Here is a 20,916-nt window from a genome sequence, read left to right on the forward strand (position 1 = left end):
GTGGTCAGGTAGAGAATACCGAGGCGTTCGGGTGAACTATGGTTAAGGAACTCGGCAAAATGCCCCCGTAACTTCGGGAGAAGGGGGGCCATTGCTGGTGAGGGGATTTACTTCCTGAGCTGGTGGTGGCCGCAGAGACCAGCGAGAAGCGACTGTTTACTAAAAACACAGGTCCGTGCGAAGCCGTAAGGCGATGTATACGGACTGACGCCTGCCCGGTGCTGGAACGTTAAGGGGACCGGTTAGCTCCATTTCGGTGGGGCGAAGCTGAGAACTTAAGCGCCAGTAAACGGCGGTGGTAACTATAACCATCCTAAGGTAGCGAAATTCCTTGTCGGGTAAGTTCCGACCTGCACGAATGGCGTAACGACTTCTCGACTGTCTCAACCATAGGCCCGGTGAAATTGCACTACGAGTAAAGATGCTCGTTTCGCGCAGCAGGACGGAAAGACCCCGGGACCTTTACTATAGCTTGATATTGGTGTTCGGTTCGGCTTGTGTAGGATAGGTGGGAGACTGTGAAGCGGTGGCGCCAGCCATTGTGGAGTCGTCGTTGAAATACCACTCTGGTCGTGCTGGATGTCTAACCTCGGTCCGTGATCCGGATCAGGGACAGTGTCTGGTGGGTAGTTTAACTGGGGCGGTTGCCTCCTAAAGAGTAACGGAGGCGCCCAAAGGTTCCCTCAGCCTGGTTGGCAATCAGGTGTTGAGTGTAAGTGCACAAGGGAGCTTGACTGTGAGACTGACGGGTCGAGCAGGTACGAAAGTAGGGACTAGTGATCCGGCGGTGGCTTGTGGAAGCGCCGTCGCTCAACGGATAAAAGGTACCCCGGGGATAACAGGCTGATCTTCCCCAAGAGTCCATATCGACGGGATGGTTTGGCACCTCGATGTCGGCTCGTCGCATCCTGGGGCTGGAGTCGGTCCCAAGGGTTGGGCTGTTCGCCCATTAAAGCGGTACGCGAGCTGGGTTTAGAACGTCGTGAGACAGTTCGGTCCCTATCCGCTGTGCGCGTAGGAGTCTTGAGAAGGGCTGTCCCTAGTACGAGAGGACCGGGACGGACGAACCTCTGGTGTGCCAGTTGTCCTGCCAAGGGCATGGCTGGTTGGCTACGTTCGGGAGGGATAACCGCTGAAAGCATCTAAGCGGGAAGCCTGCTTCGAGATGAGGACTCCCACCCCCTTGAGGGGTTAAGGCTCCCAGTAGACGACTGGGTTGATAGGCCGGATGTGGAAGCCCAGTAATGGGTGGAGCTGACCGGTACTAATAAGCCGAGGGCTTGTCCATAGGTTGCTCGCGTCCACTGTGTAGTTCTGAAACAACGAACCCCGGCCCCCGCTTTGTGTGGGGTGGCTGGTGCCGGTTCGTACAGTTTCATAGTGTTTCGGTGGTCATAGCGTTAGGGAAACGCCCGGTTACATTCCGAACCCGGAAGCTAAGCCTTTCAGCGCCGATGGTACTGCAGGGGGGACCCTGTGGGAGAGTAGGACGCCGCCGAACAATTCTTGTAAAGCCCGTCGCCGGAGCCTCTTCAGAGGCCCGGCGGCGGGCTTTTTCATGCCCTGATGTAAGGTCGGGTGGAATCATCGGAGCGTACGTTCAAACAGGAGGGGCCCCCGGTGGAGGTCCAGGAGACAAGGGTGCAGACGGATCGCGTCTTCACGATCCCCAACATCCTGAGCATGGCACGGCTGTTGGGCGTGCCCGTGTTCCTGTGGCTCATCCTGTGGCCGGAGTTCGGCGGTCCGAAGGTCGACGGATGGGCGCTGCTCGTGCTCGCCCTGAGCGGTGTCAGCGACTACCTGGACGGGAAGCTCGCACGCCGCTGGAACCAGATCAGCAGCCTCGGCAGGGTGCTGGACCCGGCCGCGGACCGGCTCTACATCGTCTCCACGATCGTCGGCCTGACCTGGCGCGGGATCCTACCGTGGTGGCTGACGGCCATCCTGGTGGCCCGGGACGCCGTCATGGGCGTGATGATCCTGGTCATGCGCCGGCACGGCTGGGGTCCGCCGCAGGTCAACTTCATGGGCAAGGCCGCCACCTTCAACCTGATGTACGCCTTCCCGCTGCTGCTGCTGAGCGACGGCGACGGGTGGCTGAACACGCTCGCTGCTATTTTCGGATGGGCGTTCGCCGGATGGGGTACAACGCTGTATTGGTGGGCAGGGATCCTCTACGTGGTCCAGGTCCGCCGACTCGTCAGGGCGGACGCCACGGCCGATTGAGCCCGCGTACCCGGCAGGAGAGCCTCCGACCGGGTGCCCCGCGCGTGACCGGCGGTCCGGGGGACCGCGACGGTCCGCGTAAGAGAGAGCACGGGTGACGTCGGCAAGACAGTCGTCTCTTTGAGGAGGACGCTTCCGACATGAAGGCCGTCGTGATGGCCGGCGGCGAAGGCACACGCCTTCGCCCGATGACCTCGAGCATGCCCAAGCCGCTGCTGCCGGTCGTGAATCAGCCGATCATGCAGCACGTGCTCAAGCTGCTCAAGCGGCACGGTCTGACCGAGACCGTGGTGACCGTGCAGTTCCTCGCCTCCCTCGTCAAGAACTACTTCGGCGACGGCGAGGAACTCGGCATGGAGCTCACCTACGCGAACGAGGAGAAGCCACTCGGCACCGCCGGCAGCGTGAAGAACGCCGAGGACGCACTGAAGGACGATTCGTTCCTGGTGATCTCCGGTGACGCCCTGACCGATTTCGACCTCACCGAGCTGATCAACTTCCACAAGGAGAAGGGCGCGCTGGTCACGGTCTGCCTGACTCGTGTGCCCAACCCCCTGGAGTTCGGCATCACCATCGTCGACGAAGAGGGCAAGGTCGAGCGCTTCCTCGAGAAGCCGACCTGGGGCCAGGTCTTCTCCGACACGGTGAACACCGGCATCTACGTCATGGAGCCCGAGGTCTTCGACTACGTCGAGCCCGATGTCTCCGTGGACTGGTCCGGTGACGTCTTCCCGCAGCTGATGAAGGAAGGCAAGCCCATCTACGGCTACATCGCCGAGGGCTACTGGGAGGACGTCGGCACCCACGAGAGCTACATCAAGGCGCAGGCGGACGTCCTCGAGGGCAAGGTGGACGTCGACCTCGAGGGCTTCGAGATCTCGCCCGGTGTCTGGGTCGCCGAGGGTGCGGAGGTGCACCCGGACGCGACGCTGCGCGGTCCCCTGTACGTCGGTGACTACGCCAAGGTCGAAGGCGGGGCCGAGCTGCGCGAGCACACGGTGATCGGCTCGAACGTCGTCGTGAAGTCGGGCGCCTTCCTGCACAAGGCCGTCGTCCACGACAACGTCTACATCGGGCCCCAGACCAACCTGCGCGGCTGCGTCATCGGCAAGAACACCGACGTCATGCGCGCGGCGCGGATCGACGACGGCGCGGTCATCGGCGACGAGTGCCTGATCGGCGAGGAGTCGATCATCGCGGGCGACGTCCGGGTGTACCCGTTCAAGACCATCGAGGCCGGCGCCTTCGTGAACACCTCGGTCATCTGGGAGTCCAGGGGCCAGGCGAACCTCTTCGGCGCGCGGGGCGTCTCCGGCATCCTGAACGTGGAGATCACCCCGGAGCTGGCCGTGCGCCTGGCGGGCGCGTACGCGACGACGCTCAAGAAGGGCGCGACCGTCACCACCGCCCGTGACCACTCCCGTGGTGCGCGTGCGCTCAAGCGCGCGGTGATCTCGGCGCTCCAGGCCAGCGCGATCGACGTGCGCGATCTGGAGAACGTGCCGATGCCCGTGGCGCGGCAGCAGACCGCCCGCGGCAGCGCCGGCGGCATCATGATCCGGACGAGCCCCGGCATCCCCGACTCGGTCGACATCATGTTCTTCGACGAACGCGGTGCCGACCTGTCGGCGGCCGGGCAGCGCAAGCTGGACCGCGTCTTCGCACGCCAGGAGTACCGCCGTGCGTTCCCCGGTGAGATCGGCGACCTGAACTTCCCGGCGAGCGTCTTCGACTCCTACACCGGCGCGCTGCTGCGGGCCGTGGACATCTCGGGCATCGCCGAGGCGGGCCTGAAGGTCGTGGTCGACGCCGCGAACGGCAGCGCGGGCCTGGTCCTGCCGAGCCTGCTCGGCCGGCTCGGGGTGGACTCGCTGACGATCAACCCCGGTCTCAACGAGGCCAGACCGACCGAGACCGCGGACAGCCGGCGGGCCGGCCTGGTCCGGCTCGGGGAGATCGTGGCGTCCTCGCGGGCCGCCTTCGGCGTGCGCTTCGACCCGGTGGGCGAGCGGCTGTCGCTGGTGGACGAGCGCGGCAAGATCATCGAGGACGACCGGGCCCTGCTGGTCCTGCTGGACCTGGTCGCCGCCGAGCGCCGCAGCGGCCGGGTGGCGCTCCCCGTGACGACGACACGCGTCGCCGAGCAGGTCGCGGCGTACCACGGCACGCAGGTGGAGTGGACGACGACCTCGCCCGACGACCTCACCCGGGTCGGCCGGCAGGACTCGACCATCTTCGGCGGTGACGGCAAGGGCGGTCTCATCGTCCCGGAGTTCAGCAGCGTCTTCGACGGCGCGGCGGCCTTCGTGCGGCTGATCGGCCTGGTGGCCCGTACGCAGCTCACCCTGAGCCAGATCGACGCCCGGATCCCGCGCGCCCACGTCCTCAAGCGGGACCTGGCGACGCCGTGGGCGGTCAAGGGCATGGTCATGCGCCGCGTGGTCGAGGAGGCGGGCGCCCGCAGCGTCGACACCACCGACGGCGTGCGCGTGGTCGAGGCGGACGGCCGCTGGGTGATGGTGCTGCCCGACCCGGCCGAGGCGGTCACACACCTGTGGGCGGAGGGCCCGGACGACGCCTCCGCGCAGGCACTGCTCGACGAGTGGGCGGGGATCGTGGACAGCGCGGGCCGCTGACCCCGCCCCGGCGACGGCTCACGGGCCCCTCCCGATGCGACGAACGGCGCGTCGGGAGGGGCCCGTTCGAGGTCGGTGGCGGGGACGTGCGACGATGTGCGGCATGCCGCAGCAGCACCCCGATCGGAGCAGCGCCCCTGGGAGGGCCGTGACCCGGCGCCCGGACGCCTCCATGTCGCTGCTGAACAACGTCATGGAGCACAGCCTCGACGACGGGTACGCCGAGGCCACCGCCCGCCGGGGCGCGACGGGTACGTCCCGTCTGCCCGGGACGCTGCGGGGCCGGATGGTGCTCGCACTGGGCCTGGTGCTGGCCGCCGTGGTGGTCACGATAGGCGCGGCGCAGACGCAGGTGGCGGCCCCGACGCTGGCCAAGGAGCGGCAGAAGCTCATCGACCGCATCCAGTCCGAGACCCGTACCGCCGACGAGCTGCAGAAGAGCGTGGACGAGCTGCGCGACGACGTGGCGGCCAGGCAGCGGCAGGCGCTCAACGACCGGGACGGCGAGGCGGAGCGCGTGGCGCTGCTCGCCGGGGCGACGCCGGTCACGGGGCCGGGGATCGAGCTGGAGGTCAACGACGCCAAGGAGGCCTCGTCGGGCGGCGGCAACGATCCGCGTACGACCAGTGACTTCTCGGACACCGGCCGCGTGCGCGACCGGGACATGCAGCGCGTCGTCAACGGACTGTGGGCGTCGGGGGCGGAGGCCATCTCCATCAACGGGCAGCGGCTGACGTCGTTGTCGGCCATCCGTGCCGCGGGTGACGCCATACTGGTCGACAACCGGCCGCTGGTACCGCCCTACACGGTCCTGGCGATCGGGGACCCGCAGAAGCTGAGCACGTCCTTCCTGGACAGTGCGGACGGGCAGTACCTGCACGTCCTGCAGGAGAACTACGGGATCCGTACGCGCATCTCCGAGAAGGAGAAGCTGGAACTGCCCGCGGCTCCGAGTCTGATCATCCGCTCCGCGACCCCGGTCCCGTCGACCGGGCCGTCGTCGAGCGCATCCGGAAATGGGAAGGGTACGAATTGATCGCCGTACTGGGCCTGATCGTCGGAGTGGTGGTGGGCCTGGTGGTCCGCCCTGTGGTGCCGACGGTGGTCGAGCCCTACCTCCCGATCGCCGTGGTCGCCGCGCTCGACGCCGTCTTCGGCGGTCTGCGGGCCATGCTCGACGGGATCTTCGACGACAAGGTCTTCGTGGTCTCCTTCCTCTCCAACGTCGTCGTGGCCGCGCTGATCGTCTTCCTGGGCGACAAGCTGGGGGTGGGTGCGCAGCTCTCCACGGGTGTGGTCGTCGTCCTCGGCATCCGCATCTTCTCCAACGCCGCGGCGATCCGCCGCCATGTCTTCCGGGCGTGACAGCACGATGAGCGACGAGAGCGACCAGACGCCGGAGCGCCCGGAGACGCCGCGCCCCGGCACTCCAGGCGAGCCCGCGGAACCGAGGAGGCCGGCGGAGCACGCCGGGCCCGAGCGGCCCGAGCCGCCCTTCCGGCCGGAGCGGTCCCGGCGCCCCGAGCCCCCGGCACGCCCGGAGCTGCCCGCCGCCGGACCGATGCCGCCCACCGCGGCGGCGGACGCGGAGCCTTCCGCGCCGGGGCGGCAGCAGCCCTCGCCGGACGTGGGGAGACCAGCGGGCTCGGCGTCCGGTGTGACCGGCCGGCAACGCCTCAAGGCGGGGCTGTGGCCGCCGCGGGTGTCCCGGGCCCAGCTGATCGTCGCCTTGCTGCTGTTCGTGCTCGGCCTCGGCCTGGCCATCCAGGTCCGCTCGACCAGCGACACCAGCGCACTGCGCGGCGCCCGCCAGGAGGACCTGGTGCGCATCCTGGACGAACTCGACAACCGCTCGCAGCGGCTGGGCGACGAGCAGCGGCGTCTGGAGGAGCAGCGCACGGAGCTGGAGAACAGCTCCGACCAGGCCGAGGAGGCCCGCAAGCAGACCGAGCAGAAGGCCGAGCAGCTCGGGGTGCTGGCCGGCACGGTCGCCGTCGAGGGTCCCGGGATCACGCTGACGGTCAACGACCCCCAGAACGCGGTCGAGGCCGACATGCTCCTCGACGCGCTCCAGGAACTGCGCGCCGCGGGAGCGGAGGCGATCCAGATCAACGACGTGCGGGTCGTGGCCGACACGTACTTCACCCAGGGGTCGGGCGGTGTGCAGATCGACGGGCACAAGGTGAACGCGCCCTACCGCTTCAAGGTCATCGGTAATCCACAAGATCTCGAACCCGCCCTGAACATCCCGGGCGGCGTGGTACAGACTTTGGAGAAGGAGCAGGCCACAGCGGACGTGGCACGATCGGAGAAGATCGTTGTCGACGCCTTGCGGCCGTCGGAGCAGCCTGACTACGCTCAGTCGTCAACCCGGTGATGCGGGGGCGAGTGGGGTATGCGGGGGAGGGCGGGAGAATGCGGGGGGTCGCCGCACCGTTGGGGTGGTGCGTGAGAGAAACTGTGTGTTGGTCGTGACTGAGGGTTCGTCCTGCCCCACGGGCGGGTCTGTGTCGTTCAAGGGGAATCGCCCGTGAAGTTGTTCGGTAAGTGGTTCGGCAAGAGTTCGCGTCCGGCTGGTGACAGCCCCACCGCGCGTCACCGCGCGCCGCGGCACGTGCAGGGGGAGGGAGCGGGCGAGGAGCGCCCGCTGTTCCGTGACGAGGCCGCTGCTCCGGGCGGTGACATTTCGGGCGGTCATGGTGCGGTTTCTGTTGACCCTGCGGCTGCGGGGCGCATAGGTTTCCAGCAACCATCAGCCTCTAGCACGGGTGGAGGGTCCTTGCCGGTCTGTGCGCGGTGCGGGTTCCAGAACGCGGAAGCGAGCCGTTTCTGCTCCAACTGTGGCGCGCCGCTGCGTGCCGGGGTGCCGTCCGAGCGTGCCTCCGAGACCACGTCCACGATCTCCATCTCCGGGATCGAGGCGTACGAGGCCGAGGCGACGGGACAGACCGTGCTGCCGGCGCTGTCCCCGGAGGCCCAGGCCGCGGTCGACGCGCTGCCCCCGGGCTCCGCGCTGCTGGTGGTGCGCCGTGGCCCCAACTCGGGGAGCCGCTTCCTCTTGGACGGTGAGCTGACCACGGCCGGCCGTCACCCGGAGAGCGACATCTTCCTGGACGACGTCACCGTCTCGCGGCGTCACGTGGAGTTCCGGCGCCAGCAGGACGGTTCCTTCACGGTCTCCGACGTCGGCAGCCTCAACGGCACCTACGTCAACCGGGAGCGGATCGACTCGGTGACCTTGTCCAGTGGCGACGAGGTACAGATCGGCAAGTACCGACTGGTCTTCTACGCGAGCCAGTGGGGCGCCTGACCCGCGAGGGAAGGTTCATGCTTCTTACACCGTCGGGCGGTGCCGGCAACGGCACCGCCACCGCGGACGACCGGCTGCTGAGCATCGGAGCGGTGCTCAACGAGTTGCGGGAGGAGTTCCCCGAGGTCACCATCTCCAAGATCCGCTTCCTGGAGGCGGAGGGGCTGGTGGAGCCGCAGCGCACTCCGTCGGGATACCGGAAGTTCACCGTCCGGGACGTGGAGCGGCTCGGGCATGTGCTGCGCATGCAGCGGGACCACTATCTTCCGCTCAAAGTGATTCGTGAGCACGTCGACGCCCTCGACCGCGGCGAGCCGCTGCCGCTGCCCGTCCCGTCCTCCGGGGAGTCCCGGGAGCTGATCGAGGTCGGCGCGGTGGAACGGGAGGCGCCGCCGGCGCTGCGCATCGGCCGGGACGAACTGCTGGCCGCGACGGGCGCCGGACCGGGCGAGCTCGCCCAGTGGGAGGCGTACGGGCTGGTGGAGGCGGGTCCTGACGGCGACTACGACGCCGAAACGGTGAACATCGCCAAGATCGTGGCCGATCTGGGCCGCTTCGGACTCGAGCCGCGGCACCTGCGCGCGATGAAGGCCGCCGCCGAGCGTGAGGCCGGTCTGGTGGAGCAGGTGGTCGCGCCCCTGCGCAGGCACCGCAATCCCCAGACCAGGACGCACGCGGAGGCCACCGCGCGGGAGCTGGCGGCGCTGTCGGTGCGGCTGCACGCGGCGCTGGTGCAGTCCGCGCTCAGGGTGCGGCTCTTCTGAGCCGACGTGGCCAGGACACGCCCGGTCGGCGACCGGCCGGGCCCGTCCCGACTACCCAAACCTGCCGGGCACGGCCTAGGGTTGCTGTGTGAACGAGCTCGACGTCGTGGGTGTCCGGGTCGAAATGCCCTCCAACCAGCCGATTGTGCTCCTGCGGGAAGTGGGAGGCGACCGCTACCTGCCCATCTGGATCGGGCCGGGCGAGGCCACCGCCATCGCTTTCGCGCAGCAGGGCATGACGCCCGCGCGGCCGCTGACCCATGATCTGTTCAAGGACGTGCTCGAGGCCGTCGGCCAGACGCTGACCGAGGTCCGGATCACCGACCTGCGCGACGGCGTCTTCTACGCCGAGCTGGTGTTCGCCAGTGGTGTGGAGGTGAGCGCCCGTCCCTCGGATGCCATAGCGCTGGCGCTGCGCACCGGTACCCCCATCTACGGGAGCGACGGTGTGCTGGACGACGCCGGCATCGCCATTCCCGACGAGCAGGAGGACGAGGTCGAGAAGTTCCGCGAGTTCCTCGACCAGATCTCGCCGGAGGACTTCGGCACCAGCAGCCAATGAGGCCCGCCGAGGACATTCGTCCAGCCCTACCCTCGCCGTGGACACGGAAAACCACCTCTGGGGTTGATATCACTCGGCGTGCCGAGCGTGGCGATCGTTGACGCACCCGGAGTGACTGCCTACCGTCGAGAAGGAAAGTCCCGATGGCACGTGCGCGTGCCCTGAGGGGTGCGAAGGGACGGGAGGTCGGCGTGAGAAGCACCGGCGACGGTACGGCCTTTGGCGGCCCGTATCCGATGCGCGGGGCCTTGGCCCGCAACGCCGCGACGCCCCGCGGAGGGGGTTCGGGCGACACCTCGGGACAGCTGCCGGAGGGGGCCGGCGAACGGGTCGGCTATCGGGGGCCCACCGCCTGCGCGGCCACCGGCATCACCTACCGCCAGCTGGACTACTGGGCGCGGACCGGGCTCGTGGAGCCCAGCATCCGGCCCGCGTACGGCTCGGGGACACAGCGGCTCTACAGCTTCCGGGACGTCGTGGTCCTCAAGATCGTCAAGCGGCTCCTCGACACGGGCGTGTCCCTGCAGAACATCCGCACCGCCGTGCAGCACCTGCGGTCCAGCGGGCCCGCGGAACTCACCCGTATGACGCTGATGAGCGACGGGGCGACGGTGTACGAGTGCACCTCGCCGGACGAGGTCGTCGACCTGCTCCAGGGCGGCCAGGGGATCTTCGGGATCGCCGTGGGCGTGGTCTGGCGGGACGTCGAGGGCGCCCTGTCGCAGCTGCACTCCGAGCGGGTCGACACCGGGGAGACCCTGGTCGGCCACAACCCGGGCGACGAGCTGGCACGGCGCCGCAACCGCGCGGGCTGACGGCGCCGGACCGGCCGCACCCCACCCATCCGCCGTACACGCGTACGGCGGATGTCGGACCCGTGGTGCACCATCGGTGACTGTGAGAAGCGCGCCGACCATCCTCCACCTCGACATGGACGCGTTCTTCGCCGCCGTCGAGCAGGCCGCCAAGCCGAGTCTGCGGGGCAAGCCGGTCGTCGTGGGGGGTCTCGGGCCGCGCGGGGTGGTGGCGACCGCGTCGTACGAGGCCCGGGTGCACGGGGTGCACTCGGCCATGGCGATGGCCCACGCGCGCAGGCTGTGCCCCAACGCCGCCTACCTCGTTCCGCGCTTCGCGGTCTACCGGCAGATCAGCGACATCGTCATGGAGCTGCTGTCGCGGCTTTCGCCGCTGGTCGAGCCGCTCAGTCTGGACGAGGCCTTCGTGGACCTGGAGGCGGGCGGGATCGCGGACGACCCGCGCGCGGTGGGGGAGCGGCTGAGGGCGGACATCAAGGCGGCGACGGGGCTCACCGGCTCGGTGGGGCTCGCGGGCTCCAAGCTGCTCGCCAAGATCGCCTCGGAGCAGGCCAAGCCGGACGGGCTGGTGCTCATCGAGCCCGGCACCGAGCGTGAGCTGCTGGCCCCCATGCAGGTCCGTACGCTGCCCGGCGTGGGTCCCGCGACGGCGGAACACCTGCGGCGGGCGGGCATCCTCACGGTCGGCGAGGTGGTGGAGGCGGGGGAGGCCGAGCTGGTGCGGCTGCTCGGCAAGGCGCACGGCGCCCATGTGCACGGGATGGCCCTGGGGATCGACGAGCGGCCCGTGGTCGCCGACCGGGAGAGCAAGTCGGTCTCGGTGGAGGACACCTTCGACGTGGACCTCACCGACCGGGTACGGGTACGGCTGGAGGTGGACCGGCTGGCCGAACGCTGCGTGCGCAGGCTGCGCTCCGCCGGCCGTTCGGGCCGCACGGTGGTGCTGAAGGTGCGGCGCTACGACTTCACGACGCTGACCCGCTCGGAGACCCTGCGCGCCCCGACCGACGACCTCGCGGTGGTCCGGGAGACCGCGGCTCGGCTGCTGGAGGCCGTCGACATCACCGGTGGCGTCCGGCTGCTCGGGGTCGGCGTCGCCGGGCTCGCCGACTTCACGCAGGAGGACCTGTTCGCCCAGGCGGCGGAACGGGACGAGGAGAGCGCTGCGGACGAGGATTCCGGCGCGTCGCAGGGGACTCCGGAGCGGCCCGCGGAGGAGGCCGGTCCGGCGGAGCGGCGCTGGGTGCCCGGCCAGGACGTACGGCACACCGAGTACGGCGCCGGGTGGGTGCAGGGCAGCGGGGTCGGCAGGGTCACCGTGCGCTTCGAGGAGCCGGGTTCGGCGGAGCCTGGGCGGGTGCGCACCTTCGCGGTGACCGATGCGGAGCTGGAGCCGTCCGAGCCGCTCCCGCTGGTGTTATCGGACCTGCCGGGACTCCCGCGTCAGCTGTCGCCGGCCAGCGTGCCGAAGTCGCGGTCCGGCGGGGGCTCCGGCACCGGGCCGGAGAGCGAGGGCCCGCTCATGCCGTAGTGGTGGTAGAGCTGGAGCTCCTGCTCGGGGGAGAGGTGCCGGCCCACGCCGAAGTCCGGGGCGTCCTTGATCAGTGCCTTGTCGAACGGCACGCGCAGCTCTTCCCCGGTGAACTCGCTCGGTTCCAGCGGCACGAACGCGTCACGGCTGAAGAGACCGGTGCGCACCGCGGCCCATTCGGGTTCTCCGGTGGCGTCGTCGAGGTACACCTCGTCGACGGTGCCGATCTTCATCCCGTTGCGGTCGAAGGCCCTGCGTCCGATGAGGCTGCGCGGATCGATGCCGGTCTGCACGGTCCCTCCAACTGATCGCGATTAATCCTATTTAGGCACGAAAGGTGGCGGCTGTCACATGACCCGCTCCCTGACCGCGCTGGTACGCTGACAGCGGCTGCTGACCCCTTGCGGGAGAGTCCTGGCGACGCGGGGAACCGCCCGTCGGGCGCCGAAGGAGCAAACCCTCCCCGGAATCTCTCAGGCATCCGTACCGCATGGGCGAGGTCACTCTGGAAAGCAGGAAAGGGCGGCACAAACTGTGCGCGGCCCCTTCCTCACCGACGGTGAAAGCCGTCCCGGCGCGTGTGCGGGACGGTGAAGCTCTCAGGTTCAGATGACAGAGGGGGAGGCCGTGTCGCGCCAGACCAGGAGGCCTCCGCTGATGACCGCCAACCGCATCCCACTCTCCGAGCTGGAGCGCGGCATCCCCTTCGAGCAGCGTCACATCGGTCCCGACGCCGGTGCGCAGGCCAAGATGCTCGCGCAGGTCGGCTACGGCTCGCTGGACGAGCTGACCGCCGCAGCCGTCCCGGACGCCATCAAGAGCGCCGAGGCGCTCGGCCTGTCCGGCGCCCGCACCGAGCCCGAGGTCCTCGCCGAGCTGCGGTCGCTCGCCGACCGCAACCAGGTGCTGCGGCCGATGATCGGCCTCGGCTACCACGGCACCTTCACCCCGCCGGTCATCCTGCGCAACGTCATGGAGAACCCCGCCTGGTACACGGCCTACACGCCCTACCAGCCGGAGATCTCCCAGGGCCGCCTGGAGGCCCTGCTGAACTTCCAGACGGTCGTCGCCGACCTCACCGGGCTGCCCACCTCCGGTGCCTCGCTGCTCGACGAGGGCACCGCGGCCGCCGAGGCGATGGCACTCGCCCGCCGCGTCGGCAAGGTCAAGGACGGCGTCTTCCTGATCGACGCCGACACCTTCCCGCAGACCGTCGCCGTCATCGAGACCCGCGCCGAGCCGACCGGTGTCGAGGTCGTCGTCGCCGACCTCAGCGACGGCATCCCGGCGGAGATCGCCGAGCGCGGCGTCTTCGGCGTGCTGCTGCAGTACCCGGGCGCCTCCGGCGCCGTGCGCGACCTCAAGCCGGTCGTCGAGCAGGCCCACGCGATCGGCGCGATCGTCACCGTCGCCGCCGACCTGCTGGCCCTGACCGTGCTCACCTCCCCGGGCGAGCTCGGCGCCGACATCGCGGTCGGCACCACCCAGCGCTTCGGAGTGCCCATGGGCTTCGGCGGCCCGCACGCCGGTTACATGGCCGTCCGCGACACGTACGCCCGCAGCCTGCCGGGCCGCCTGGTCGGTGTCTCCGTCGACGCCGACGGGGACAAGGCCTACCGCCTTGCGCTGCAGACCCGTGAGCAGCACATCCGCCGCGAGAAGGCCACCAGCAACATCTGCACGGCGCAGGTGCTGCTCGCCGTCATGGCCGGGATGTACGCGGTCTACCACGGCCCCGACGGCCTGGCGCAGATCGCCCGCCGCACCCACCGCTACGCCGCGGTCCTCGCCGCCGGCCTGCGCGCCGGCGGCGTCGAGGTGACCACCGGTGCCTTCTTCGACACCGTCACCGCGCGTGTGCCCGGCCGTGCCGCCGAGGTCGTGGCCGCCGCCCGCGAGGCCGGGGTCAACCTGCGCCAGGTCGACGCGGACCTGGTCGGCATCGCCTGCGACGAGACCACCGGCCGCGCCGATCTCGCCGCGGTCTGGGGCGCCTTCGGTGTGACCGCCGACGTCGAGTCCCTGGACGCGGCCACCGAGGACGCACTGCCCGCCGGCCTGGCCCGCGGCGTGGACTACCTGACCCACCCGGTCTTCCACCAGCACCGCTCCGAGACCGCGATGCTGCGCTACCTGCGCCGCCTCGCCGACCGCGACTACGCGCTGGACCGCGGCATGATCCCGCTGGGCTCCTGCACCATGAAGCTCAACGCGACCACCGAGATGGAGCCGGTGACCTGGCCCGAGTTCGGCGCGATGCACCCCTTCGCGCCGGCCGACCAGGCCGAGGGGTACCTGACCCTCATCCGTGAGCTGGAGGAGCGCCTCGCCGAGGTCACCGGCTACGACAATGTCAGCCTCCAGCCGAACGCCGGCTCCCAGGGCGAGCTCGCCGGCCTGCTGGCCGTCCGCGCCTACCACCGCGCGAACGGCGACAGCCGGCGCACGGTCTGCCTCATCCCGTCCTCCGCGCACGGCACCAACGCCGCCAGCGCCGTGATGGCCGGTATGAAGGTCGTCGTCGTCAAGACCGCCGGCGACGGCGAGGTCGACGTCGAGGACCTGCGGGCCAAGATCGAGCAGCACCGCGACGAACTCGCCGTGCTCATGGTCACCTACCCCTCCACGCACGGTGTCTTCGAGGAGCACATCGGCGAGATCTGCGCCGCGGTGCACGACGCGGGCGGCCAGGTCTACGTGGACGGCGCGAACCTCAACGCCCTGGTGGGCCTGGCGAAGCCCGGCCACTTCGGCGGAGACGTGTCGCACCTGAACCTGCACAAGACCTTCTGCATCCCGCACGGCGGCGGCGGCCCCGGCGTGGGCCCGGTCGCGGTCCGCGCCCACCTCGCCCCGTACCTGCCCAACCACCCGCTCCAGCCGTCCGCCGGCCCGGAGACGGGCGTCGGCCCGATCTCGGCCGCGCCGTGGGGCTCGGCAGGCATACTGCCGATCTCCTGGGCGTATGTGCGCCTCATGGGCGGCGAGGGCCTCAAGCGCGCCACCCAGGTCGCCGTGCTCAGCGCGAACTACATCGCCAAGCGCCTGGAGCCGCACTTCCCGGTGCTCTACACGGGTCCTGGCGGGCTCGTCGCGCACGAGTGCATCATCGACCTGCGCCCGCTGACCAAGGAGACGGGCGTGACGGTCGACGACGTGGCCAAGCGCCTGATCGACTACGGCTTCCACGCGCCGACGATGTCGTTCCCGGTGGCCGGGACGCTGATGATCGAGCCGACGGAGAGCGAGAACCTCGCGGAGCTGGACCGCTTCTGCGACACGATGATCGCGATCCGCGCCGAGGTCGAGCGGGTCGGCTCGGGGGAGTGGCCCAAGGAGGACAACCCGCTGCGCAACGCCCCGCACACGGCTGCGGCCCTGGGCGGCGACTGGGAGCACCCGTACTCCCGTGAGGAGGCGGTCTTCCCCGCCGGTGTGTCGGCCGCGGACAAGTACTGGCCGCCGGTCCGCCGCATCGACGGCGCCTTCGGCGACCGCAACCTCGTCTGCTCCTGCCCCCCGCTCGAAGAGTACGACGCGTAAGGGCGGTTGACGCTCAAGGGTCGGCCCCGCTGCAGCAGCGGGGTCGGCCCTGTGTCGTTCCCGGCCCGGTCAGGCCGCCGTGACGATGTGCTCGCTGCCGAGCGGGCGGTGCGGGGCGATGATCTGCCCGTCGGGGAGGAGCTCACCGGTGTCCTCGAAGAGGAGGACGCCGTTGCACAGCAGGCTCCAGCCCTGCTCGGGGTGGCTGGCCATGATGTGGGCGGCCTCGCGGTCGGGGCTGCCGGCGGACGGACACTGCGGCTGGTGCGGGCACATGGACGACGTCTTTCGCTGCGAGTGGTGTGAAGTACGGCTGCCTTGGGTAGGAACCTCAGTCATGCCGCTCCCCCGTTCAGTCGGTCGGTCCCAGTGTTGCTCTACTGAGGGATTTCCGCAGGGATTTCGCGTGAGCTGTCCTCGTTAGTTGGGGACGCATTCACTCTCGCGGGCGGTTGCCCGGACAATGCAACGCCTCCGTGACCGGACGGTCACGGAGGCGTGTGAGGTCGCCCCAGCCGGGAGTCTCAGGCAGTGGTGCCCAGCAGTGGTGGCGGAGCCAGCCGCAGGGTCAGCACCGGCACCAGGTCGGAGAGCCGGTGCATACGGTGCGCGGCGATCCCCGGCGGGGCCGGCGCCAGCGGGATCAGCAGGTCGGAAGGGGCCGGCTGCGCGGTGCCCGCGTCGGCAGCGATGTCCCCGTGCAGCCACAGCGTCAGCATGTAGAGCCCCGGTACCGAGAGCAGGTGCGGCTGGTAAGGGGTGGTGAGCGCGTCGGCCTGGCGCAGCGCGCGCTCGGTGGAGGCAAGGTACGGGCCCTCGCAGAAGTGCGAGAACGCCCAGCCGTCCGGGGTGTCCACCGTCTCGCCCGCGGCCGCCACCTTCTCGCCGGTACGGATGTGGAAGCGCCAGCCGGTCAGTCGCGCGCGCGGCAGTCCTCCCGGTTCGGTGATCACGGGGTCGAGGACGTGCAGAGGGAGCGGGTGCTCGGCGACCAGCGGCCCCGTGGCATTGCGCAGCGAGGGGGTGCGGGCCTCGCGGACTGCGGTGGGGGAACTCAGGGCGGCGAGAACGCTCCGCAGAGCGGGAGCGGGGGCTGGGGCTACCTGCAGCGGCATGGTGGGCGGCCTCTCATGAGGAGACACGGGGGTGCTCGGCGGGGTGCGGACAGCACTGTCAGCGATGGAGCAGACGACACGGCGGCAGGCCGGGACAGCCCGGATCCGTGAGGCGCGTGGGGGTGGCGACGAACGGAATCGGCGTGGGCATGCGGATCCCTTCCCGTGGCCGGTGACGTCGCGGGCGCGCGGCGGGTCGCGGAGGCTCTGCCTGTGAACGAAGGATATACGAGGTGTGTTCGCGCAGTGTTTCATCTAGCCGTCAGTGATATTACGGGCAAGGCGGTTCCAGGACACCCTGGGCAGGTAATTGCTCCCCGATTGCACCGTCGCCCACGCCGTGAACTGCGCTTTCCGTGCTACTGCGGATGGCTGAATCTCGTCGGTGTTTTTCACGAGAGGGCCGCCGCCGGCATGTGAATTCCGTACATGCCCGCGGAATGTGCCGCGAGACGGTGCTCGTGGCCAGCTTAGCGGCTCCGGAGCGAGGCCGGAGGCCTTATCGATCTCAGGGCTGGGCATGATGTGATCACGGCCCACTCGAGGAAGGACCTCCGATGGGGGAAAAGGTCGCGGCCACGGGGTTCGACCTGGCCGACCGCCAGCGGTACCGCAGGAAGCTCAAGCAGTGCCTGCTGGGGTTGGAGCGGCTGCTGGAGGAGAAGCGGTTCGACCGTCCCCGCAATCTCATGGGGCTGGAGATCGAACTCAATCTCACCGACCGCGACGGGCTGCCGCGCATGATGAACGAGGAGGTCCTCGAGCGCATCGCGAGCCGCGATTTCCAGACCGAGCTAGCGCAGTTCAACATTGAGGTGAACATCGCGCCGCACCGGCTTTCCGGCCGGGTCCTGGACCGTCTCGCCGAAGAGTTGCGCATGGGACTGGGATATGCCGAGGGAAAGGCCCGCGAGGTCGGCGCGCGCATCGTGATGGTGGGAATCCTGCCTACCCTCGGCGCACAGGACCTGGTCGGTGCCAACCTCTCCCGCGTCGACCGCTACATGCTGCTGAACGACCGCATCCTGGCCGCCCGCGGCGAGGACATCACCCTCGACATCTCGGGAGTTGAGCGGCTGACCTGCGTCTCCGGCTCGATCGCCCCGGAGGCCGCGTGCACCTCGATGCAGATGCACCTCCAGGTCACCCCCGCGCGCTTCGCCGCGGTGTGGAACGCCGCGCAGGTGGTGGCCGGCCCGCAGGTCGCGCTCGGCGCCAACTCCCCGTTCCTGTTCGGCCGTGAGCTGTGGCGGGAGACCCGTCCCACCCTCTTCCAGCAGGCCACCGACACCCGGCCCGAGGAGCACCGGGCCCAGGGCGTGCGCCCGCTGACCTGGTTCGGCGAGCGCTGGATCGACTCCGCGTACGACCTCTTCGCGGAGAACGTGCGCTACTTCCCCTCCCTGCTGCCCATCTGCGAGGACGAGGATCCGCTGCACGTCCTCGACGAGGGCGGGGTGCCGCAGCTGAAGGAACTCACGCTGCACAACGGCACGATCTACCGCTGGAACCGCCCGGTGTACGCGGTCGTCGACGGCGTGCCGCACCTGAGGGTGGAGAACCGGGTGATGCCCGCCGGGCCCACCGTCGCCGACGTGCTCGCCAACACCGCCTTCTACTACGGGCTCGTCCGCTCCCTCGCCGAGGCGTCGCGCCCGGTGTGGAGCCGGCTGCCGTTCGCGGCCGCCGCGGCGAACTTCGACGCCGCCTGCCGGTACGGCATCGACGCGGTGTTCACCTGGCCCCGGCAGGGGCGCGGCAGCGGTCTCCTGGAGATCGGGGCCGTCGAACTCGTCCTGGACGAACTGCTGCCGATGGCCGCCGCAGGACTGGACGCGTGGGGGATCGACCCGGTGGACCGGGACCACTACCTCGGCATCATCGAGGGCCGCTGCCGCAACCGCATGAACGGCGCGGAGTGGCAGGCCGTCGCCTTCCACCAGGAGCTGGACCGCGGACTGGACCGGCAGCGGGCACTGGCCGCGATGACCCTGCGCTACTGCGAGCTGATGCACACCGGCGCCCCCGTGCACGAGTGGCCGCGGGAACGCTGAGCCGCCGCCCGTGCCGCCCGGCCGATGAGGCAGGATGGCGCGGGTGGAGGCATCTGTGGACAGGAATTCGGCGGAGCCGGGCGGGTCCGGGGCCGGGGCGGTGGAGCGGCTCGCCCCGCGTACGCTGCGCAGCGAGACCCTCCTGGTGCTCGCGCTGTCGCTCGGGGCGAGCGCGCTCTCGGCGCTGATCAGCTTCGTCGGGTCGCTGACCAAGCCCGGTGGGCTCAAGGACCAGGCGGCCACCCTTGTCGGCTCGCAGGCGCCGGGCCGTCCGTGGCTCGACCTGTCCTGGCAGCTGTTCGGCGTCGCCACCGCGCTCGTCCCGGTCGCGCTCGTCGCCCATCTGCTGGCCCGCGAGGGAACGGGCATGCCGGCCATCGGTTTCGACCTGCGCCGCCCGCGGGCCGACGTGCTGCGCGGCGCCGCCCTGGCCGCGGCCATCGGCGGCACCGGGCTGCTGTTCTACCTGGGCGCGCGGGCCTCCGGGTTCAACCTGACGGTCGTGCCGGAGTCGCTGCCCGACGTCTGGTGGAAGATCCCCGTGCTGATCGCCTCCGCGATCCAGAACGCCGTGCTCGAGGAGGTCGTCGTCGTCGGCTATCTGCTGCGCAGACTGGGCCAGTTGGGCTGGACCCCGGTCGGCGCGCTGGTGGCCAGCAGTGTGCTGCGCGGCTCGTACCACCTGTACCAGGGCATCGGCGGGCTCATCGGGAACATGGCGATGGGTGTCGTCTTCGTGCTGCTCTACCGGCGCTGGGGCCGGGTGGGGCCGCTGGTGGCGGCCCACGCGCTCATCGACGTCGTGGCCTTCGTGGGCTACGCCCTGCTCGCCGGGAAGGTCGGCTGGCTGCCGACCGCCTGAGGCCGCCCTACGGGTGGGCGTGCAACTCGCCGTCGATCACGGTGACGGCACGGCCGCTGAGCCGTACGCGGTCGCCGCTCAGCACCGTGCGCACCAGGCCGGAACGCGCCGAGGCCTGCAGGCCGGTGAGTTCGTCGCGGCCCAGACGCCGTGACCAGAACGGGGCCAGTGCGGTGTGGGCACTGCCGGTGACCGGGTCCTCGTCGATGCCGAGGGCGGGGAAGAAGCCGCGCGAGACGAAGTCGTAGCCGGTCGCCGCCGGGGACTCGGCGGCCGCGGTGACGATGAGGCCGCGCCTGGAGGGCAGCGCGGTGACGGCGGCGATGTCGGGCGTGAGCGCCCGTACGGTCCTCTCGTCGACGACCTCCACCATCAGGTCGCCCACGTCGCCGCCGGTCTGGTGCACCGACAGCACGTCGGCGCCGATCGCCGCGGAGATCTCACCCGTGACGACGACCGAGGTCAGCGGGGCGACCGGGAAGTCCATGGTGATGGTGCCGTCGTCGCCGGCGGTCGTGGTGAGGACGCCGCAGCGGGCGCTGAACCGCACCGGGCCGCGGGCGGCGCCCGTGCTGTGCAGGATGTGCGCGGTGGCGAGGGTCGCGTGCCCGCACATGTTCACCTCGGCCCGGGGGGTGAACCAGCGCAGGGCCCAGTCCGCGTCCTGGGCGCCCGGCGTGGGATGGGCGAACGCGGTCTCGGAGAGGTTGACCTCCGCGGCCACCCGCTGGAGCCAGCCGTCCTCGGGGAAACTGTCCGCGTCCAGCAGCAGCACGCCCGCGGGGTTGCCGGCGAAGGGGCGGTCGGTGAAGGCGTCGACGATACGGATCCGCATGTCGCGAGCCTACGGAGGCACGGACGCGAGCGGCCAGGGCCAATCGAGGGGTCGTGGCCCGCTCGGCGGGTGCCGACACCGGCTCCGCGTCCCAACCCGGGCGCGCATCCCGCCTACTTGAGGCGGTGGAGGCGGGTGCGGCCCGTGGTCGCCCCTCAGGCGGGCGGCGCGTCGTCGAACATCATCGGGCGGACCAGGGCGGCGTGCGCGGCGAGCACGGCACGGCAGCGCGCACGTTCCGGATGATCGGCGTCCGAACCCCAGAGGCGCACCGCGCGCTCGTCCCCCGGGTCGACCGGCTCGGCGAGTTCGGCTGCCACGGCGACGAGGTCGGCGAGTCCGGAGCGCACCGGCACGTCAGGACACACGGCGAGGCGGATGACGAACGGCAGGGCGGCCGGCATCGCGGCGCCCATCCGGAAGACGCCGTCCAACAGGACGTTGGTGAGCACCCGCACGGCCTCGGGGGCGGCGCGTTCGTCCAGCAGCGCGTGGAGGAGGGCAGGCAACCCCGCGGGGCAGCCGGGGAGGTCGGCCCACGGCACCTCGGCACAGCCGCGCAGCGCGGGGTGCGTCGCACCGTCCCGCCCGGCGTCCGGGTGGTCGCGGAGGAACCGGCCCACCACGGCCTCCTTGGCCGCGGTGTCGATCACGCACATG

At 70.1% G+C, this 20,916-nt stretch carries 18 protein-coding genes, 2 rRNA genes, 1 pseudogene and 2 riboswitches (1 of these 23 only partly in view); of the genes and pseudogenes, 16 read left to right on the forward strand and 5 right to left on the reverse strand.

Translation table 11 applies throughout. The features are described 5' to 3' along the window. The 13 genes and pseudogenes from OIE69_RS33285 to OIE69_RS33345 form a co-directional block, all read left to right on the forward strand. Nucleotides 1–1,288 (forward strand): 23S ribosomal RNA (locus tag OIE69_RS33285) (it extends 1,834 nt beyond the left edge of the window). A gap of 96 nt (nt 1,289–1,384) precedes the next feature. Continuing rightward, a 5S ribosomal RNA gene (gene rrf / locus OIE69_RS33290) occupies nt 1,385–1,501 on the forward strand. Nucleotides 1,502–1,620: 119 nt separating this feature from the next. Next, nucleotides 1,621–2,229, forward strand: coding sequence for a CDP-alcohol phosphatidyltransferase family protein (locus OIE69_RS33295; protein WP_326578035.1), 609 nt, complete (start codon nt 1,621–1,623; stop codon nt 2,227–2,229). 140 nt (nt 2,230–2,369) lie between these two features. Continuing rightward, a complete protein-coding gene (locus OIE69_RS33300) occupies nt 2,370–4,865 on the forward strand; it encodes a mannose-1-phosphate guanyltransferase (protein ID WP_326578037.1) in 2,496 nt (831 codons plus the stop codon). 94 nt (nt 4,866–4,959) lie between these two features. After that, nucleotides 4,960–5,901, forward strand: a complete 942-nt coding sequence (locus OIE69_RS33305; RefSeq protein ID WP_326578038.1) for a DUF881 domain-containing protein — start codon at nt 4,960–4,962, stop codon at nt 5,899–5,901. Continuing rightward, nucleotides 5,898–6,230, forward strand: a complete 333-nt coding sequence (locus OIE69_RS33310; protein WP_003984969.1) for a small basic family protein — start codon at nt 5,898–5,900, stop codon at nt 6,228–6,230. The genes OIE69_RS33305 and OIE69_RS33310 overlap by 4 nt, the downstream gene beginning before the upstream one ends. Before the next feature lie 7 nt (nt 6,231–6,237). Then, nucleotides 6,238–7,242 carry a DUF881 domain-containing protein gene (locus tag OIE69_RS33315; RefSeq protein ID WP_326578083.1) on the forward strand — a complete coding sequence of 335 codons (1,005 nt, stop codon included), beginning with the start codon at nt 6,238–6,240 and terminating at the stop codon, nt 7,240–7,242. A gap of 237 nt (nt 7,243–7,479) precedes the next feature. After that, a pseudogene (locus OIE69_RS33320) lies at nt 7,480–7,713 on the forward strand (FHA domain-containing protein); the annotation flags it as partial. Nucleotides 7,714–7,728: 15 nt separating this feature from the next. Further along, entirely contained in the window at nt 7,729–8,175 is a 447-nt protein-coding gene (locus OIE69_RS33325; RefSeq protein WP_324603862.1) for an FHA domain-containing protein, read from the forward strand. 17 nt (nt 8,176–8,192) lie between these two features. Continuing rightward, nucleotides 8,193–8,939 (forward strand): transcriptional regulator FtsR, encoded by a 747-nt coding sequence (gene ftsR, locus OIE69_RS33330; RefSeq protein ID WP_326578084.1) that lies wholly within the window; start codon nt 8,193–8,195, stop codon nt 8,937–8,939. 88 nt (nt 8,940–9,027) lie between these two features. Continuing rightward, complete coding sequence (locus tag OIE69_RS33335) at nt 9,028–9,501, forward strand: bifunctional nuclease family protein (RefSeq protein ID WP_018558705.1); 474 nt, start codon at nt 9,028–9,030, stop codon at nt 9,499–9,501. Nucleotides 9,502–9,692: 191 nt separating this feature from the next. Next, nucleotides 9,693–10,316 (forward strand): MerR family transcriptional regulator, encoded by a 624-nt coding sequence (locus tag OIE69_RS33340; protein ID WP_326578086.1) that lies wholly within the window; start codon nt 9,693–9,695, stop codon nt 10,314–10,316. An 82-nt stretch (nt 10,317–10,398) separates the two neighbouring features. Continuing rightward, nucleotides 10,399–11,847 carry a DNA polymerase IV gene (locus OIE69_RS33345; protein WP_326578088.1) on the forward strand — a complete coding sequence of 483 codons (1,449 nt, stop codon included), beginning with the start codon at nt 10,399–10,401 and terminating at the stop codon, nt 11,845–11,847. Here the strand turns inward: OIE69_RS33345 and OIE69_RS33350 are convergent. Further along, on the reverse strand, nt 11,760–12,140 hold the full coding sequence (locus tag OIE69_RS33350) for a PRC-barrel domain-containing protein (RefSeq protein WP_018558702.1): 381 nt from the start codon (nt 12,138–12,140) through the stop codon (nt 11,760–11,762). The two genes, OIE69_RS33345 and OIE69_RS33350, sit on opposite strands and share 88 nt — an antisense overlap. 101 nt (nt 12,141–12,241) lie before the next feature. Next, nucleotides 12,242–12,346, forward strand: a riboswitch (glycine riboswitch). A gap of 4 nt (nt 12,347–12,350) precedes the next feature. Then, a riboswitch (glycine riboswitch) is annotated at nt 12,351–12,465 on the forward strand. 39 nt (nt 12,466–12,504) lie between these two features. On the opposite strand from OIE69_RS33350, the gene gcvP reads away from it, so the two are divergent. Continuing rightward, complete coding sequence (gene gcvP / locus OIE69_RS33355; RefSeq protein WP_326578091.1) at nt 12,505–15,390, forward strand: aminomethyl-transferring glycine dehydrogenase; 2,886 nt, start codon at nt 12,505–12,507, stop codon at nt 15,388–15,390. Between the two features lie 69 nt (nt 15,391–15,459). On the opposite strand, the gene OIE69_RS33360 is transcribed toward gcvP, so the two are convergent. Together OIE69_RS33360 and OIE69_RS33365 are read right to left on the reverse strand one after the other, a co-directional pair. Next, on the reverse strand, nt 15,460–15,666 hold the full coding sequence (locus OIE69_RS33360; protein ID WP_326578093.1) for a DUF5999 family protein: 207 nt from the start codon (nt 15,664–15,666) through the stop codon (nt 15,460–15,462). 248 nt (nt 15,667–15,914) lie between these two features. Then, nucleotides 15,915–16,505 (reverse strand): hypothetical protein, encoded by a 591-nt coding sequence (locus OIE69_RS33365; protein ID WP_326578095.1) that lies wholly within the window; start codon nt 16,503–16,505, stop codon nt 15,915–15,917. A gap of 557 nt (nt 16,506–17,062) precedes the next feature. On the opposite strand from OIE69_RS33365, the gene OIE69_RS33370 reads away from it, so the two are divergent. Beyond that, nucleotides 17,063–18,559, forward strand: coding sequence for a glutamate--cysteine ligase (locus OIE69_RS33370; protein ID WP_326578097.1), 1,497 nt, complete (start codon nt 17,063–17,065; stop codon nt 18,557–18,559). Nucleotides 18,560–18,593: 34 nt separating this feature from the next. Continuing rightward, the gene (locus OIE69_RS33375; protein WP_326578099.1) at nt 18,594–19,421 is read left to right on the forward strand and encodes a CPBP family intramembrane glutamic endopeptidase; all 828 of its coding nucleotides are present in this window, start codon (nt 18,594–18,596) and stop codon (nt 19,419–19,421) included. A gap of 7 nt (nt 19,422–19,428) precedes the next feature. On the opposite strand, the gene OIE69_RS33380 is transcribed toward OIE69_RS33375, so the two are convergent. Beyond that, nucleotides 19,429–20,256 (reverse strand): PhzF family phenazine biosynthesis protein, encoded by an 828-nt coding sequence (locus OIE69_RS33380; RefSeq protein WP_326578101.1) that lies wholly within the window; start codon nt 20,254–20,256, stop codon nt 19,429–19,431. A 155-nt stretch (nt 20,257–20,411) separates the two neighbouring features. Next, complete coding sequence (locus OIE69_RS33385; RefSeq protein ID WP_326578103.1) at nt 20,412–20,915, reverse strand: hypothetical protein; 504 nt, start codon at nt 20,913–20,915, stop codon at nt 20,412–20,414. Between the last annotated feature and the right edge of the window lies 1 nt (nt 20,916).

It is taken from the genome of Actinacidiphila glaucinigra, from assembly GCF_035918135.1.
Lineage (GTDB): Bacteria > Actinomycetota > Actinomycetes > Streptomycetales > Streptomycetaceae > Actinacidiphila > Actinacidiphila glaucinigra.